At 22.4% G+C, this 15,086-nt stretch carries 13 protein-coding genes and 2 pseudogenes; 8 read left to right on the top strand and 7 right to left on the bottom strand.

The features are described from left to right. The first annotated feature begins 344 nt into the window (after positions 1 to 344). From ABWV63_RS10540 to ABWV63_RS10530, 3 genes and pseudogenes are all read left to right on the top strand, one after another. Positions 345 to 1,247 (top strand): MSC_0882 family membrane protein, encoded by a 903-nt coding sequence (locus ABWV63_RS10540; protein ID WP_353307312.1) that lies wholly within the window; start codon positions 345 to 347, stop codon positions 1,245 to 1,247. Between the two features lie 129 nt (positions 1,248 to 1,376). After that, complete coding sequence (locus ABWV63_RS10535; protein ID WP_353307311.1) at positions 1,377 to 1,691, top strand: NUDIX hydrolase; 315 nt, start codon at positions 1,377 to 1,379, stop codon at positions 1,689 to 1,691. Positions 1,692 to 2,049: 358 nt separating this feature from the next. After that, positions 2,050 to 3,288, top strand: a pseudogene (locus tag ABWV63_RS10530) (IS256 family transposase). A 543-nt stretch (positions 3,289 to 3,831) separates the two neighbouring features. Here ABWV63_RS10530 and ABWV63_RS10525 read toward each other — a convergent pair. Both ABWV63_RS10525 and ABWV63_RS10520 read right to left on the bottom strand, forming a co-directional pair. Then, positions 3,832 to 4,023: a hypothetical protein gene (locus tag ABWV63_RS10525; RefSeq protein WP_353307310.1), complete on the bottom strand. Its 192-nt coding sequence runs from the start codon at positions 4,021 to 4,023 to the stop codon at positions 3,832 to 3,834. Between the two features lie 107 nt (positions 4,024 to 4,130). Further along, entirely contained in the window at positions 4,131 to 4,343 is a 213-nt protein-coding gene (locus tag ABWV63_RS10520) for a transposase (protein ID WP_353307309.1), read from the bottom strand. A 124-nt stretch (positions 4,344 to 4,467) separates the two neighbouring features. Here ABWV63_RS10520 and ABWV63_RS10515 point away from each other — a divergent pair, with 124 nt between their 5' ends. Next, positions 4,468 to 5,805 (top strand): deoxyribodipyrimidine photo-lyase, encoded by a 1,338-nt coding sequence (locus ABWV63_RS10515; protein WP_353307308.1) that lies wholly within the window; start codon positions 4,468 to 4,470, stop codon positions 5,803 to 5,805. A gap of 530 nt (positions 5,806 to 6,335) precedes the next feature. Here ABWV63_RS10515 and ABWV63_RS10510 read toward each other — a convergent pair. The 4 genes from ABWV63_RS10510 to ABWV63_RS10495 form a co-directional block, all read right to left on the bottom strand. Continuing rightward, positions 6,336 to 6,530 (bottom strand): transposase, encoded by a 195-nt coding sequence (locus ABWV63_RS10510; RefSeq protein WP_353307337.1) that lies wholly within the window; start codon positions 6,528 to 6,530, stop codon positions 6,336 to 6,338. 42 nt (positions 6,531 to 6,572) lie between these two features. Beyond that, a complete protein-coding gene (locus tag ABWV63_RS10505) occupies positions 6,573 to 7,811 on the bottom strand; it encodes an IS256 family transposase (RefSeq protein ID WP_353307307.1) in 1,239 nt (412 codons plus the stop codon). 238 nt (positions 7,812 to 8,049) lie between these two features. Continuing rightward, positions 8,050 to 9,411, bottom strand: coding sequence for a hypothetical protein (locus ABWV63_RS10500; protein ID WP_353307306.1), 1,362 nt, complete (start codon positions 9,409 to 9,411; stop codon positions 8,050 to 8,052). A gap of 997 nt (positions 9,412 to 10,408) precedes the next feature. Then, positions 10,409 to 10,582 (bottom strand): hypothetical protein, encoded by a 174-nt coding sequence (locus ABWV63_RS10495; RefSeq protein WP_353305886.1) that lies wholly within the window; start codon positions 10,580 to 10,582, stop codon positions 10,409 to 10,411. Between the two features lie 310 nt (positions 10,583 to 10,892). Here ABWV63_RS10495 and ABWV63_RS10490 point away from each other — a divergent pair, with 310 nt between their 5' ends. Beyond that, positions 10,893 to 12,575 (top strand): hypothetical protein, encoded by a 1,683-nt coding sequence (locus ABWV63_RS10490; protein WP_353307305.1) that lies wholly within the window; start codon positions 10,893 to 10,895, stop codon positions 12,573 to 12,575. A 292-nt stretch (positions 12,576 to 12,867) separates the two neighbouring features. Next, positions 12,868 to 13,312: pseudogene (locus ABWV63_RS10485) on the top strand (IS3 family transposase); the annotation flags it as partial. Between the two features lie 65 nt (positions 13,313 to 13,377). Here the strand turns inward: ABWV63_RS10485 and ABWV63_RS10480 are convergent. Continuing rightward, entirely contained in the window at positions 13,378 to 13,587 is a 210-nt protein-coding gene (locus ABWV63_RS10480; RefSeq protein ID WP_353306186.1) for an IS630 transposase-related protein, read from the bottom strand. A 607-nt stretch (positions 13,588 to 14,194) separates the two neighbouring features. On the opposite strand from ABWV63_RS10480, the gene ABWV63_RS10475 reads away from it, so the two are divergent. Together ABWV63_RS10475 and ABWV63_RS10470 are read left to right on the top strand one after the other, a co-directional pair. Next, complete coding sequence (locus ABWV63_RS10475; RefSeq protein ID WP_353307304.1) at positions 14,195 to 14,416, top strand: hypothetical protein; 222 nt, start codon at positions 14,195 to 14,197, stop codon at positions 14,414 to 14,416. A gap of 104 nt (positions 14,417 to 14,520) precedes the next feature. Beyond that, positions 14,521 to 14,784: a SemiSWEET family transporter gene (locus ABWV63_RS10470; RefSeq protein WP_174481634.1), complete on the top strand. Its 264-nt coding sequence runs from the start codon at positions 14,521 to 14,523 to the stop codon at positions 14,782 to 14,784. Positions 14,785 to 15,086: the final 302 nt, after the last annotated feature.

Here is a 15,086-nt window from a genome sequence, read left to right as displayed (position 1 = left end):
ATTAACCAAGGTGAAGGTAATACTAACTCTATGTTTAAAGTTGAAGTCAACACATTTCCAACATTACCATATGATTTAAATACCACAACTCCAATTGGGAATTACATAAAAGTTGATTTAAATATTTGACATGATAATGAAAATATTTATTTTAAATGATTTTTAAATGAAAGTTCATTTGCTGCATATAAATCATATTTTGATATTAAATTGAATAAAATATTTTTTAATAGTAATAATGAAGTAGTTTTATGAAAAAAAATATTACAATAACAAAAAGCAAATTAAGAGTAAGAAATTTTAAAAAAAGTATAATTAAATAAAAAGATTTTGGTGATTAGATTATGGAAGAAGTGGCTAAATTAGAGGAAAATAATGTTAATGTTGAAAATAATTATTCATCAAATTTAGCTAACCAAAATAAAAGTATTTTAAAATTTATTAAAAGAAAAATTTTTATAGAAAAAATACGATCAACATTTTTAATTTTGATTGGTTTAGGTTTTGCAATAATTTCTTCATTTTTTATTTATGTTTATTTTTTCGCTAAAAACAAAGGTTATTCTTTAGATTCAATACAAACTTTATCTTCGTTATTACCAAAAGAACTTAATTTTTTAAACCCTATTATTGGTAGTATTAAAATTCAATTAATACCAAATTTATATTTATTAATTTTCATTTTTATAACTTCAATTTTTGTTCTTTTTTATGGTATATATGATTTAAAAAAAATTATCGGAGAAAAAAATAATTATATTATAAATCAAAATAATATTGATAATAAAATACCTAGTTTTATTATTATTTTTTATAGAAAAATGATAGTTAGAAAAATAATTCTTAATTGAATTACAGGATTTGTTTTTTTATTTGGTTTACTTTTTTTCGGTATTTTGTTTTTCTTAAATAATCAATATGATAATGGAAATAAAGACTTTTATATTGGTTTTTGAAAATTATTTTCACTTAAAAATTTGGATAGTGAAATTAATATTACATTAATTATTTTAATTGTGGTATATTCAGTAAATATTTTTTCTTTAATTATTACCAAGAAAAACAAAAATGATATTATTAAAAATTTTGGATATGAAGTAATTTCAAGTGAAGAAATTGAAAATTTAAAGAAAAAAACTAATAAAATTTGTTTGATTATTTTTCTTTCAATTATTACTATTTTATTTTTTTTAATTTTTGTTTTATTAAGAAAAAAAATAATTATTTATAATTCACAAATTAAGTAATTTATTATGCCTATCTATAAAATATATTTTATCTTTCTTTCATGCAAAGAAGTTTAAAGATAAGTGAGTTGTAACCTATGCTGTTACAATTTTTTACTTCTAAATTTTATTTGAAAGGAAGATATTTTTATGAATAAAGAATATTTAAAACTTATTAAAGTTGAATTTATGCATGGTGTAGAAGAACCTTGATGTAACAACCAAGGAGTTACTATATTACCCTATGTTTTCAAAGACAATGAATATCATTATTTATTAACTAAAGAATACAACCCATTATTTAAACACAAACAGATTAGTCAGTACAGTACTATCAATGGCTGAATTGAAAATAATAGTCATTATCAAACTGTAATTAATGAAATGTTGGAAGAAACCGGTATTGATGTTACTAATAAAAAAGTAAAAATTCATTATTTAGGAAAACACTTTGCAAATAAATAAAGTACAAAATTATGATTTTTCTATGGTGTTGATTTATCTAAATTAGGTTTAGATTTAACTGCAACCTATAAAGGAAAAAGTGATAATACAGTTGGTGAAAAAGAAACTAGTGCAAGATTTATTAGTTCAAAGCAGTTAAATAAATCAAATGATGCTTTAATTTTAACTACTTATGGCAAATTAAACTTAAAAAATATGATTAATTTTGATAATAACATATAACTAACTAAAGTAATGTTTACTTATATCTTGAAAAACAAAATCGGTAATGTTTAGTAATCTGTGTAACTTACAAAAATAACTATGTTTAATTAATTCTAGTAAATAAAATTAAATAACTAGAAAGAGTGAGTTACTTATGTCTAAAAAACAAAATATTAATAATAATGATCCGATATCAAAAGCAGTAGATTTATTATTAGAAAATACTGAAGATTTAACAACATTTTTTAAAGAGTGAGGCTTATATAAAGAATTAACAAAAAGATTAGTTGAAAAAATGTTGAATTCTGAAATGCAAAATTATTTAGGGTATGAAAAAAATCAACATAATAATAGTGATAATGCTCGCAATGGTATAAGTTCAAAAAAATTAATAACTCAACAAGGTAAAATTGAGATTAATGTACCACGAGATCGTAATAGTAATTTTGAGCCAGTAATATTTGCAAAAAGACAAAGAAGATTTGATGGTTTTGATCAACAAGTTCTTTCATTATATGCCAAAGGCATGACTTTATCAGATATTAGAATGCAGTTACAATAGTTATATCATGGTACTGATATTAGTGAAAGTGTTATTGGTCAAATTACTGATGATGTTATTGATGATGTTAAAGCATGACAAAATCGGCCATTAGAAATTGTTTATACGATTGTTTATTTTGATTGTATAGTAGTTAAAGTACGACAAGATAAAAGAATTATTAACAAATCAGTTTATATAGCAATAGGAGTTGATTTAGAAGGTAAAAAAGATGTTTTAGGTTTATGAATTAGTGAAAATGAAGGTTCTAAGTTTTGATTATCTAATTTCACAGAAATGAAAAATCGATGCTTAAATGATATTCTTATTGCTTGTAGTGACAATTTAACAGGAATGTCAGAAGCAATACAATCAGTTTATCCTAAAACCGGACATCAATTATGCATAGTTCATCAAATTAGAAATAGTTTAAAATATGTTTCATACAAACATAGAAAATCACTAGTTACAGATTTAAAACCAATTTATAGTGCATGTAGTGAAGAACAAGCAATGCAAGCTTTAGAATCTTTTGAAAGTAAATGAAATAAACAATATCCTCAAATTGCTAAATCATGATATAAAAATTGAGATAATTTAATGGTTTTTATTAGTTATCCTGCAGAAATCAAAAGAGTGATTTATACAACAAATGCTATTGAATATGTTAATAGTCAATTACGAAAATTTATTAGAAATAAAAAAGTTTTTCCAAATGATATGGCAGTTTTTAAAATATTTTACTTAGCAATTGAAAATATAACAAAAAAATGAACACTGCCCATTCAAAATTGAAATACAGCAATTGCTCATTTTATGATAAAATTTGAAGATAGAATTAATCTAAACTAGTAACTTTGTAAAAAGATACACAGATTTTTAAAAATCTACAATAAAATTATTTCAAAAATTAGAATTAAATTTGAACATGTTTTTGCTTGATTAAAAAGATTCAAAATTTTAATAAATAAATGTAGAAAAAGTATATTTAGACTTATGTACTTAAGATTTAACTTACTTTGTGAAATTTTTAATAAAACAAAACCATTAAAATAAAAAAATATTAACTTCTATAATTATTAACACTAAAAAATTTATAAATATTATTATTGACAATTGATTAAATTTATTTACGGAATATATCTTATGTTGATTTTTTTCATATCCTAAATAATTTTGCATTTCAAAATTCAACATTTTTTCAACTAATCTTTTTGTTAATTCTTTATATAAACCTCCCTCTTTAAAAACTGTTGTTAAATCTTCAGTATTTTTTAATAATAAATCTACTGCTTTTGATATTGGATCATTATTATTAACATTTTGTTTTTTAGAAATACGTAACTCACTCTTTATAGTTATTTAATTTTATTTACTAGAATTAATTAAAAATAGTTATTTTTGTAAGTTACACAGATTACTAAAAATTACCAGAACAACTTTTAATATTCTTGTTCCATAAGCTTCTTTATTTTCTTTAAAAGCACTAATAACAGCTTCATCATACATATTATTTTGAATTTTATCTTCTTTTTTCTTGAAATTAAAACAATATGTTGATTTAGAGATTTTAAAAAAACGACACATTGTACGAATTTTATATTTAACTTTATTTTTAGTAATAATTTCTATTTTCTGCCTATTATTAGTGCTGCTTGCTTTAAAATATCATTTTCCATTCTTAATTGTTTTAATTATTTTCTTAATTTAATTAATTCATTTTCTTCAACAGAACAGTTATCTTTGGTTTTAAAAATGCCTGAATTAGTAAATTGCTTAATCCAATTATAAGTAGCTGAAATTGTAATATTGTACTCTTTAGCAAGACAAGACACTGACTTGCCGCTTTGATATAAAGCTACTATTTGTTTTTTAAATTCATCTGAATATGAGTTAATATTGGCCATAATTATAATTCCTTTCTTTTAACTAATTTGTTCACTTGTCTACGTAATTAGTGCCCAATAAAGTGTAACCCATCCATTCTTTAAAAAATAAACTTTTATTAATAAAAAAGGTTATAATAAAAAAATGAATATTTTTATTTTACATCGAGACTTTCGAATACATGATAACAAAGGTTTAATTGCTTTATCAAAAGAAGAAAAAGAAATTTATTTAATTTTTATCCTAACAAATGAACAAATTAAAAATAATAAATTTTTTAATCTAAAGTCATTTCAAGCAATGATTTTTTGTTTAAAACAATTAAATAAAATAATTCATATTAATGTTTTAAAAGCAGAAAACGAATTAAACGCAATCAGAAATTTAATTAATCAAGGAATAATTATTAATAAAATTTACACTAATAAAGATTTTAGCCCTTATGCTCTAGAAAGAAGTCAACAATTAAAAAATTTATCAAAAGAAATTGGTTTTATTTATCGTGAATTTCATGATTATATGCTTTTTGCTCCTCATGAAATAAAAAAAGATGATGGCAGTTTTTATCAAATTTTTACTCCTTATTGAAATGCAATTAAAACAAATAAATTTAATATTACAATATCAAAAACTCCAAAATTTCGAGCTATGAAACTACCGAATTGCGAAGATATTAAACACTTAAAAGATAATGACTTTAATTTACCATTAACAAGAGAAAAAGTAGAAATTATTGTTAATCGTTTATCAAAAAATTATCAAAATCAACGTGATAAAATTGATTTAATTAAAAACAGTACTTCTCATATTAGTACAGCCATTAAATATGGAATAGTTTCTATTCGTGAAGTTCATTTTTGAGCAATTCAAAGATTTGTTTATTTTGATAATAGTTTTTCTAGACAATTGATATGAAGAGATTTTTTCTATCAAGCAACTTATAATGCTATGATAGAAAAAAAATGAAAATTTGGAACAAATTGAATTAAAAAAATGAATGATATTATTTGAGATAATAATATAGAAAATTTTAAAAAATGATGCAAAGGAGAAACCGGTATTCCTTTAATTGATGCCGGGATGAATGAATTAAATAATTATGGTACTATGCATAACCGTGTACGTATGATTTGTGGTTCTTATTTAGTAAAAAATTTAAATATTGATTGAAGATGAGGAGAAAAATATTTTGCTCAAAAATTAATTGATTATGATCCAATTGTTAATCAATGTTCATGACAATGAGTAGCAGGAACAGGATTTGATGCTCAACAATATATTAGGATTTTTAATCCTTATTTACAACAAATTAAATATGATCCTAATTTTGTTTATATTAATCATTTTTTATCAAGAACAAAAAATATAGAAGAAATTGTTGATTTTAAAAAATCAGTTCAAGAGGCTAAAAAAAGATACCAAAATTTAAAAAGTAATATTCAAATTTATAATATTAAAAATAATAAATCACAAAAAATGTAAATATAATAATTACTTCAAAACTGCACAATTGTGCAGTTTATTTAGCAATTTTGTTTTTTCTTTTTAATATTAATGAAAATATTTAACTTAAATAAGTGTTATAATTAAATTGTTCTTATTTTTTATAGAACAAATATTTTTAAAAAAAGCGAAATAAAATTTAAAAATGGCTAACCTAACAAAGAATTTTTTGTTAGGTTAGCCATTGAGTTTATCTCGTTGCAGTGAGTTACGAAATAACAAGAGCAAACCCACTATTACTTGACTTCTATTAAAAATTTTTATTTAGTCTTTCTCCCAATAAAAAAAGCAACACTTGCAGAAATAACTATAGAAATTGCAAGAATAATAATTCATATTCATCAAGTCATATTTTAATCACCTTTCTAATTTAAATTTAATTTAATACAATTTTATTATAACACATTTTAAAATAAATTAGGATATCAAATATTGGATGGGTTACACTTTATTTGACACTAATTACGTAGACAAGTGAACAAATTAGTTAAAAGAAAGGAATTATATAGCTAACTAAAGTAATGTTTACTCATATCTTGAAAAAAATCAATCGCTTTTTTAATATTTGGTCAATAATTTGGTAATATTTTTCTTATATTATGTTTTATAGCAAATCAAAAATGTTCAATTGGATTTAAATTAGGAGAATATGGCGGAAGAAATAATAGTTTGCATCCAGAATTTTCAATTAATTGTTGTGTTAATTTGAGGCTTTTTAAAAATCTGTGTATCTTTTTACAAAGTTACTAGTTTAGATTAATTCTATCTTTAAATTTTATCATAAAATGAGCAATTGCTGTATTTCAATTTTGAATGGGCAGTGTTCATTTTTTTGTTATATTTTCAATTGCTAAGTAAAATATTTTAAAAACTGCCATATCATTTGGAAAAACTTTTTTATTTCTAATAACTTTTCGTAATTGACTATTAACAGATTCAATAGCATTTGTTGTATAAATCACTCTTTTGATTTCTGCAGGATAACTAATAAAAACCATTAAATTATCTCAATTTTTATATCATGATTTAGCAATTTGAGGATATTGTTTATTTCATTTACTTTCAAAAGATTCTAAAGCTTGCATTGATTGTTCTTCACTACATGCACTATAAATTGGTTTTAAATCTGTAACTAGTGATTTTCTATGTTTGTATGAAACATATTTTAAACTATTTCTAATTTGATGAACTATGCATAATTGATGTTCGGTTTTAGGATAAACTGATTGTATTGCTTCTGACATTCCTGTTAAATTGTCACTACAAGCAATAAGAATATCATTTAAGCCTCGATTTTTCATTTCTGTGAAATTAGATAATCAAAACTTAGAACCTTCATTTTCACTAATTCATAAGCCTAAAACATCTTTTTTACCTTCTAAATCAACTCCTAGTACTATATAAACTGATTTGTTAATAATGCGTTTATCTTGTCGTACTTTAACTACTATACAATCAAAATAAACAATCGGATAAACACTTTCTAATGGCCGATTTTGTCATGCTTTAACATCATCAATAACATCATCAGTAATTTGACTAATAACACTTTCGCTAATATCAGCAACATGATATAACTCTTGTAACTGCATTCTAATATCTGATAAAGTCATGCCTTTGACATATAATGAAAGAACTTGTTGATCAAAACCATCAAATCTTCTTTGTCTTTTTGCAACTATTACTGGCTCAAAATTAATATTACGATCTCGTGTTACATTAATCTCAATTTTACCTTGTTGGGTTATTAATTTTTTTGAATTTATACCATTGCGAGCATTTTCACTATTATTATGTTGATTTTTTTCATATCCTAAATAATTTTGCATTTCAGAATTCAACATTTTTTCAACTAATCTTTTTGTTAATTCTTTATATAAACCTCACTCTTTAAAAACTGTTGTTAAATCTTCATTATTTTTTAGTAATAAATCTACTGCTTTTGATATTGGATCATTATTATTAATATTTTGTTTTTTAGACATACGTAACTCACTCTTTCTAGTTATTTAATTTTATTTACTAGAATTAATTAAACATAGTTATTTTTGTAAGTTACACAGATTACTAAACATTACAGAAAATATAACAAAAAAATGAACACTGCTCATTCAAAATTGAAATACAGCAATTGCTCATTTTATGATAAAATTTGAAGATAGAATTAATCTAAACTAGTAACTTTGTAAAAAGATACACAGATTTTTAAAAAGCCTCTATTTATTATAGATTTGTTATATTATTTGCTATGTAATTATTGTTATTAGTTATAGGTGGTAAATGTTGTTCTTGATTAATTGACTTTATAAAATTATCATCGAATTTATTTTTAATATTAGTAGTAAAAACATCTCTTCTTTTTCTTCCGTAAGCACCTGCTAAAGCACAAGCAGAACTAGTTAAACTAATAACAGCTGAAATTCCCTGCCCAAATACTGGTATAAATGAAAAAGCTGTTGATGCTACTTTTAAGGCTCCATTAATATTATTAATAGCGCCTGCAGTTGAACTACATGCACTTAAACCATTTATGCTTTTATTTTGTAAATTTCTAATTTGTGTCTCTAATTGTGAAATTTTATTATATATTTGAGAAATTTCAGTTTTTAAATTATCTATAGCAATGGTATTTTGTATTGTCTGCATAACATGTTTATAATCAAATAGATGTTGTAATATTCATTCGTAACTATCATTTCTTCCGTTTTTAACTTTATTCTTTCAATCTACTAATAAAGAAAAATATTTTTCTTGATAATAATTATTGTGTCATAATCAATTGTTAATTATAACAAGTTTTTCAGTATGTTCATTCTTTGAATTATTTCAATATCAATTACAGCATTCATCTCTTTTGAATAAAGTTGTATCTGCTGGTGATGATGTAATTTCAATAGTATATCCATCTTCATAATCAAGTCCATCATTAGGAACTTTTTTACTATTTAAATTATGATCATCTAAAACAGACCCCATAAAATTATCTGTATTAAAAGTAATATGTCTAATCAGATTATCATTTTTATCTCTAATAAAAATATTTTTATATGTTCCAAAAATTTGTTCATTACTATTACGACCATTAGTTCCATCATAATAAGTTTTTGGATAAAATTTTATTCTATTTACTGCAGTGTCTAATCAAAGAACACCTATTTGTTTCATATCTGATCCTAAAAAAGAAATTCTTGGGTCTAAACTATTTATATAGTTAGTTTCTCTTTGATTGTTTTGTTCTGCTCAGTCCATTGATAACTTTATTGTTAGTTGTGCACTTTCTCTTAGATAACAATCTCTATCTCTTTCACTACATCTTTTTACTCTTTTTTTATTTTGATCTGAATTTGTTATTATTTTTGTTTCATTTGTTGTTTGACTTAAATTATATGGTTGATAATTAGTACTTGAATTTGTAAAAGCCATATATTGGTTTATTGATTGTAAATTAGTATTGTTGCTAGCTCAATCTTTAATCTTTTGATTATTATCAATTGATTTAGCATTAATACCTTGTGTTTTATCATTAAAAAGTGGAGCGCTTAGTACTCACAATTTAAATCAATAACTTAGACTAAAATATTTCATAATTTTGTTCTCCTTTGAAAGTAAATATTTCTATATTTACTTTCAAAACAAAGCAATCAGTTAAAAACTTTATATAGTTTTTCTTTATTTTCTAAGTCTATAACCATCTGCTAATATTTTAAAACTTTTTTCAAAAAAATACAAAAATATTTTATATGTTAAATATTTGAGTTTTAAAATTTATAGTTGAAAACTAGAACAACACCACATAGAAATATTTAACAAATAATAAATATTAGACATATTCCGTAAATAAATTTAATCAATTGTCAATAATAATATTTATAAATTTTTTAGTGTTAATAATTATAGAAGTTAATATTTTTTTATTTTAATAGTTTTGTTTTATTAAAAATTTCACAAAGTAAGTTAAATCTTAAGTGCATAAGTCTAAATATACTTTTTCTACATTTATTTATTAAAATTTTGAATCTTTTTAATCAAGCAAAAACATGTTCAACTTTAATTCTAATTTTTGAAATAATTTTATTGTAGATTTTTTCTTGTTTAGTTAATTTTTATTTTTAGTTTTTTAATTGGTAATATATTATTTTTATAAATATTTTGTATTCCTTGATATCCCAAATCACCAATAATTATTGTTTTTTCTGAAAATTCAAGATTTGAATTTTTAATATTTGAAAATCATGTACTTTTCCATTATCAGCAAAAATATCAACAATTTTTTTTTAAAAAAGTCATATATAATTTGAAATTTTATAGAAAACATTCAACTTTTACCAGAAAAATATTCTAACTGTAGTTTTTTTAGTTGGTCTTTCAATTTCAATTTCAGTTTAATCAATTAAATAAAATTGAAATTCATTTAAATCTTCTTGTTTTTTCTCAATTTTTGATTTATATTTTGTTTTTAAAACTGATAATCTTTGTCATCACTAAGTTTATTTTCTACTCAAGTAATATTCGAAAACAACTTGATGCACTCATTTTATATTTAATACTCATTTGGAAAAAGTATAATATTCTTTTCAGTATACTAAAGTCATCATCAATCTTTCTTCAACTGAAAGTTTATATTTTCTACCTTTATTTTTTTTAAATTTTCTATTTCAATTAATTTTGTTAACATTTCATCAAAATGAAAACGTTTTATACCAAAATATCTATAAAATTGTTCATTTTTTAATTTTTTTAAATTTTCAAAATTCATTTTTATCAACACCTTATTAATTTATTAATAAAGAAATTATAAAATAAATTTTAAATTATTAATTGATTTTTAAAAAATTTATTTACGGAATATGTCTATTGAATTTTTTTAAATTTAAATATAAAGAATAAGACTAAATAGTCTTATTTTTTGCAAAAATTTTACTGTTGTATTTTTTTGAAAAAAGTTTTAAAATATTAGCAGATGGTTATAGACTTAGAAAATAAAAAAAACTATATAAATTTTTTAACTGATTGCTTTGTTTTGAAAGTAAATATAGAAATATTTACTTTCAAAGGAGAACAAAATTATGAAATATTTTAGTCTAAGTTATTGATTTAAATTGTGAGTACTAAGCGCTCCACTTTTTAATGATAAAACACAAGGTATTAATGCTAAATCAATTGATAATAATCAAAAGATTAAAGATTGAGCTAGCAACAATACTAATTTACAATCAATAAACCAATATATGGCTTTTACAAATTCAAGTACTAATTATCAACCATATAACTTAAATCAACAAGTACCAAACCAAAATATTGACCCTTTTTATCAAACAGAACTAGAAACAAGTACTCATAAACATCGACACGAAAAGAGTAGAATAATTAAAAGGGGTGCGAATAGTGATAGAGAAAATGCTATTGAATTTAAACAAGATATATTTGGTGGTTATATAAATGGAGAAATTTATGCTTCATTTACGCCAAAATTTTGAGAAGAAGTGAGTTATTTGAAAATAACATCGAATAATAAAGAGAAATTTATACAATCTTTTAAAAATAAAGTTACTAGTGGTGTGTGAAAGGATTACAGACTTGAAGGAGTCAATGATCCATCATATAAAGCGATGTTAGGACTTGGCAGTTCTATTTGAGATAATTGAATTAATATAAATAATGTTTGACAAAAAAGTAGCAAAAACAAAATGATAAGAGTTGAAATAAAAACATGATATCAATCAGGTGATCGTCAATTTTCTTTTTTGAATAGCCATATTAGAGGAGACAGTGTAATTCTTTCAAATCCATATCTTGAGACTTTAAAAAGAGATTTTCCTGATTATGATAATGCAGAGACAGTTAATTTAGGAAATATCTTAATGACTTATTCTGATAGTATTGTAAAAGAAACACTAAAAAGAAAATATCGTAATTTTGATATAAATCAAATTTCAATTGTAAATAATGAAAATTTTTCACATTTATGTCAATGTTTTAAATTTAAAATAAGAGTAAATGGGGATAGTAAACATTATTCCTATGGTGATTTAAAACCAACTTTTTCATATATAACTACAAGTAAACTTAATGAATTAAGCAATATCATAGCAAATAATCCTAAAGCTAAACAATGAATAGAACATATAAATGAATGAAGTTCAAGTTTATCTCAAACAAACTATCAAATTCCATCATCACAAAATCAACAAGTTTACGTTTCAAAAAGCGGATATACATTAGAAGAATTAAGAAATAATAAATATAATTTTGATTTTCAACAAGCACAAATAAATTATCAAATTAATCAAAATCTAAATGATTATACAAAAGCTCAGCAACGTTTTGTACAAGCACAAAATGACTATATATCACATATTCAGCAAGGTCAACCTCTTCTATCATTTACAAATCAACAAATTATTTCAAGACCTCAAACAATGGATAAAGTAATTCAAAAAGAAATTCTTAAAGGTTATATTCGAGATTGAAGTTATGTTTCAACTTTAGTTGAAAATGAATTAAAATTAGATGAGTTAAATAAAAATGTTCAAGGAATAAAATCAAGTTTTGATATTATAAAAAATCAAGTTAATGAATTAGAACAAAGAATCTCAAATTTAGAAAAATCAAATAATTGTGAAAAGTATGGTTATGTTGTTGCTGGTACTTCTGGTGTTGTTGCTTTAGCTCCTATTCCTGGTCTCCAACAACTTGCCGTTACAGTTTCAGCATTTTCAGCAGCTTTTGCTTCTCTTTGTAATTTATAACTTTTGAGGATTTTTAAAAATCTGTACTATTTAGCCTCTATTGCTGCTGGATTTTATGCAATAAAAGGTATATAAAAAAATAGATATAAAAAGAGAATAATATGAAAAACTTATTGACTTTATTAAGTTTAATTACAATTTCTACAATAACAAGTAATGCTTTATTAAATAAAAATATTAATGTAAAAATTCCGACTTCTTCATTAATCGACTTCTTCATTAATAATGAAAAGTCAATGATAGTCAAATTACTAATCTTGTTAATAGAGACTTTAATAATAGGTTTAAAAATGAAGCTATTGTTAGTGATTTAACTTATGTTCAAGTTAATGGTAAATGAAACTATATTTGCTTATTAATCGACCTGTACAATCGCGAAATTATTGGGCATAGTGTAGGTACTAAAAAAGATGCATCATTAGTATATCAAACATTTATGTGCTCAAATCGTTGTTTAAAAAATATTCAAATATTTCATAGCGATCGCGGTAATGAATTTAATAATAAAACTATTGATAAACTTTTATTAGCCTTCAATATTACCCGCTCTTTAAGCAAAAAAAGGTTGTCCTTATGATAACGCTGTTGCTGAAGCAACTTTCAAAACTTTCAAAACAGAATTTATTAATGATAAAAATTTTACATCATTAATCCAATTAAAATTAGAATTATTTGATTATATCAATTGATACAACAACATAAGAATCCACAGCACTCTAAACTACTTAACCCCCATAAAACACCAAGCACAAATGTCTACCAAAAAACAGTCCTAAAAAAGATTGCCATTCCAATTTTTTTATTAATCTAAATCCTTTATTTTGTGGCTATGTCCTTTTTGATAATTCAAAATTGGTTTTATATGCCCAGTTTCTTTTTTTCTTTTTCTTCATAAGAATAAAGTCTTTCTAGTAATATTGAACACTTTACAAATTTCTTTAATTTTCATGTTTTTACTTTCATAGGTTTCTATTACTTTTCTTCGTAAGTCTTCACTGTATGGTTTTGGCATAATTTATTCTTCCTAATCTATTTTAAATATTGCTGAATTGTACTTTTAAATTCAAAAACTGTTTAAATTACATATTATTATTTTACATTATTTATGAGTAAACATTACTTTAGTTAGCTATATATATTATTTACATCGTTCTGATGAATTAGATCATGAAAATGGTAGACCAGCAATTTGATTATGATTTAAGTATACTAAATCTTTATTATGATTAGGGACATCTAATAAAGATAATAAATCAAAAGAAAAACCATTAATGGTTTTTATAAATAATAGAAAAACATATTTTTATTCAAGTGGTATTGGACGAGTAGAAAGTAAGTATTTAATTAGTCATTGAATAGATTATTCAAACAAGAATAAATCAAATGAAGCAAAATCTTATAAATTATCTGTCAGTGAACAATAGCAGTTAATTTCTAAATTTGCTATTTTTACTTTAGAACAAGACCCTTATTTAGAAATTAAAAATTTGAAACAAGAAATTCAGGAACTTAAAAAGCAAATTTGTGTACAAGACTTAAAGTTAAAAAATCGTAATCGTGGATAGATTTTATTTTAAAATAATGTAAAATTATAGTAAGAAAATTTAGGGGGTAAAAATATGTCAAATAAAATTAAAAGACCAATGAACGCTTATATGCTTTTTAGTAAGGAAAAAAGAGCAGAGATTATTCAACAAAAACCAGAACTTAAATCTAAAGTTGCAGAAGTTGCCAAATTGATTGGTAATCATTGAAAAGAAATGACAAACGAAGAAAAATCTAAATATGTAAAAATGGCAGAAGAAAACAAGAAAATATATGAAAGTGAAAATCAAAAATAATTATTTAATTGATTTACAAATTGTAATTTTAAACACAATGGTATATGAGACAATTCATATATCGTTGTGTTTATTTTAAAAAAATAAAAAGAAAGGTAGATATTATGAATGTAGAAATAATTGGTTGATTAGCAGTTGCTGTAAATAGTTTTATCTTTTTACCTCAAATTATAAAAATAATAAAAACAAAAAGAGTGCGTGATTTATCATTTTTCATGTTATTAATTCAATTTTTATCTTGTTTTTTATGAATAACTTATGGAATATTCATAAAAAATTGAGAAGTTGTAAGTTTAGATTCAATAATCTTAATATCTACAATTATTATTTTAGGGTTTAAATTAAATATTCATTACAAAGAACCATAAAAAATCAACTCATTGAAATAAATTTAAATTTCCTTAATAGGAATGTTTATATTTTAATAAATTCAAATATTTTTTTCAATATTTTTACTTAAATCAACTTAAAAATTAAAATTATTTATTTTTTTTATTATCTGTAATATACTTTTTTAATTTTTTTATATTTTTTCAATTTACAATTACTTAATTTTTTTTTATTTTAAAAATAAAAAAAATTCCTATTTTTAATGTATTAATTAAAGTTCGGACTTCTCCCCGCATGTACTTGTGGAGGAAACAATGACACTGAATTAATTCATCAATGC

Source organism: Spiroplasma ixodetis (assembly GCF_040369795.1).
Classification (GTDB): domain Bacteria; phylum Bacillota_I; class Bacilli_A; order Mycoplasmatales; family VBWQ01; genus Spiroplasma_E; species Spiroplasma_E ixodetis_B.
Note: the sequence above shows the minus strand (reverse complement) of the source record. Positions and strands in the feature narration are given on the sequence as shown.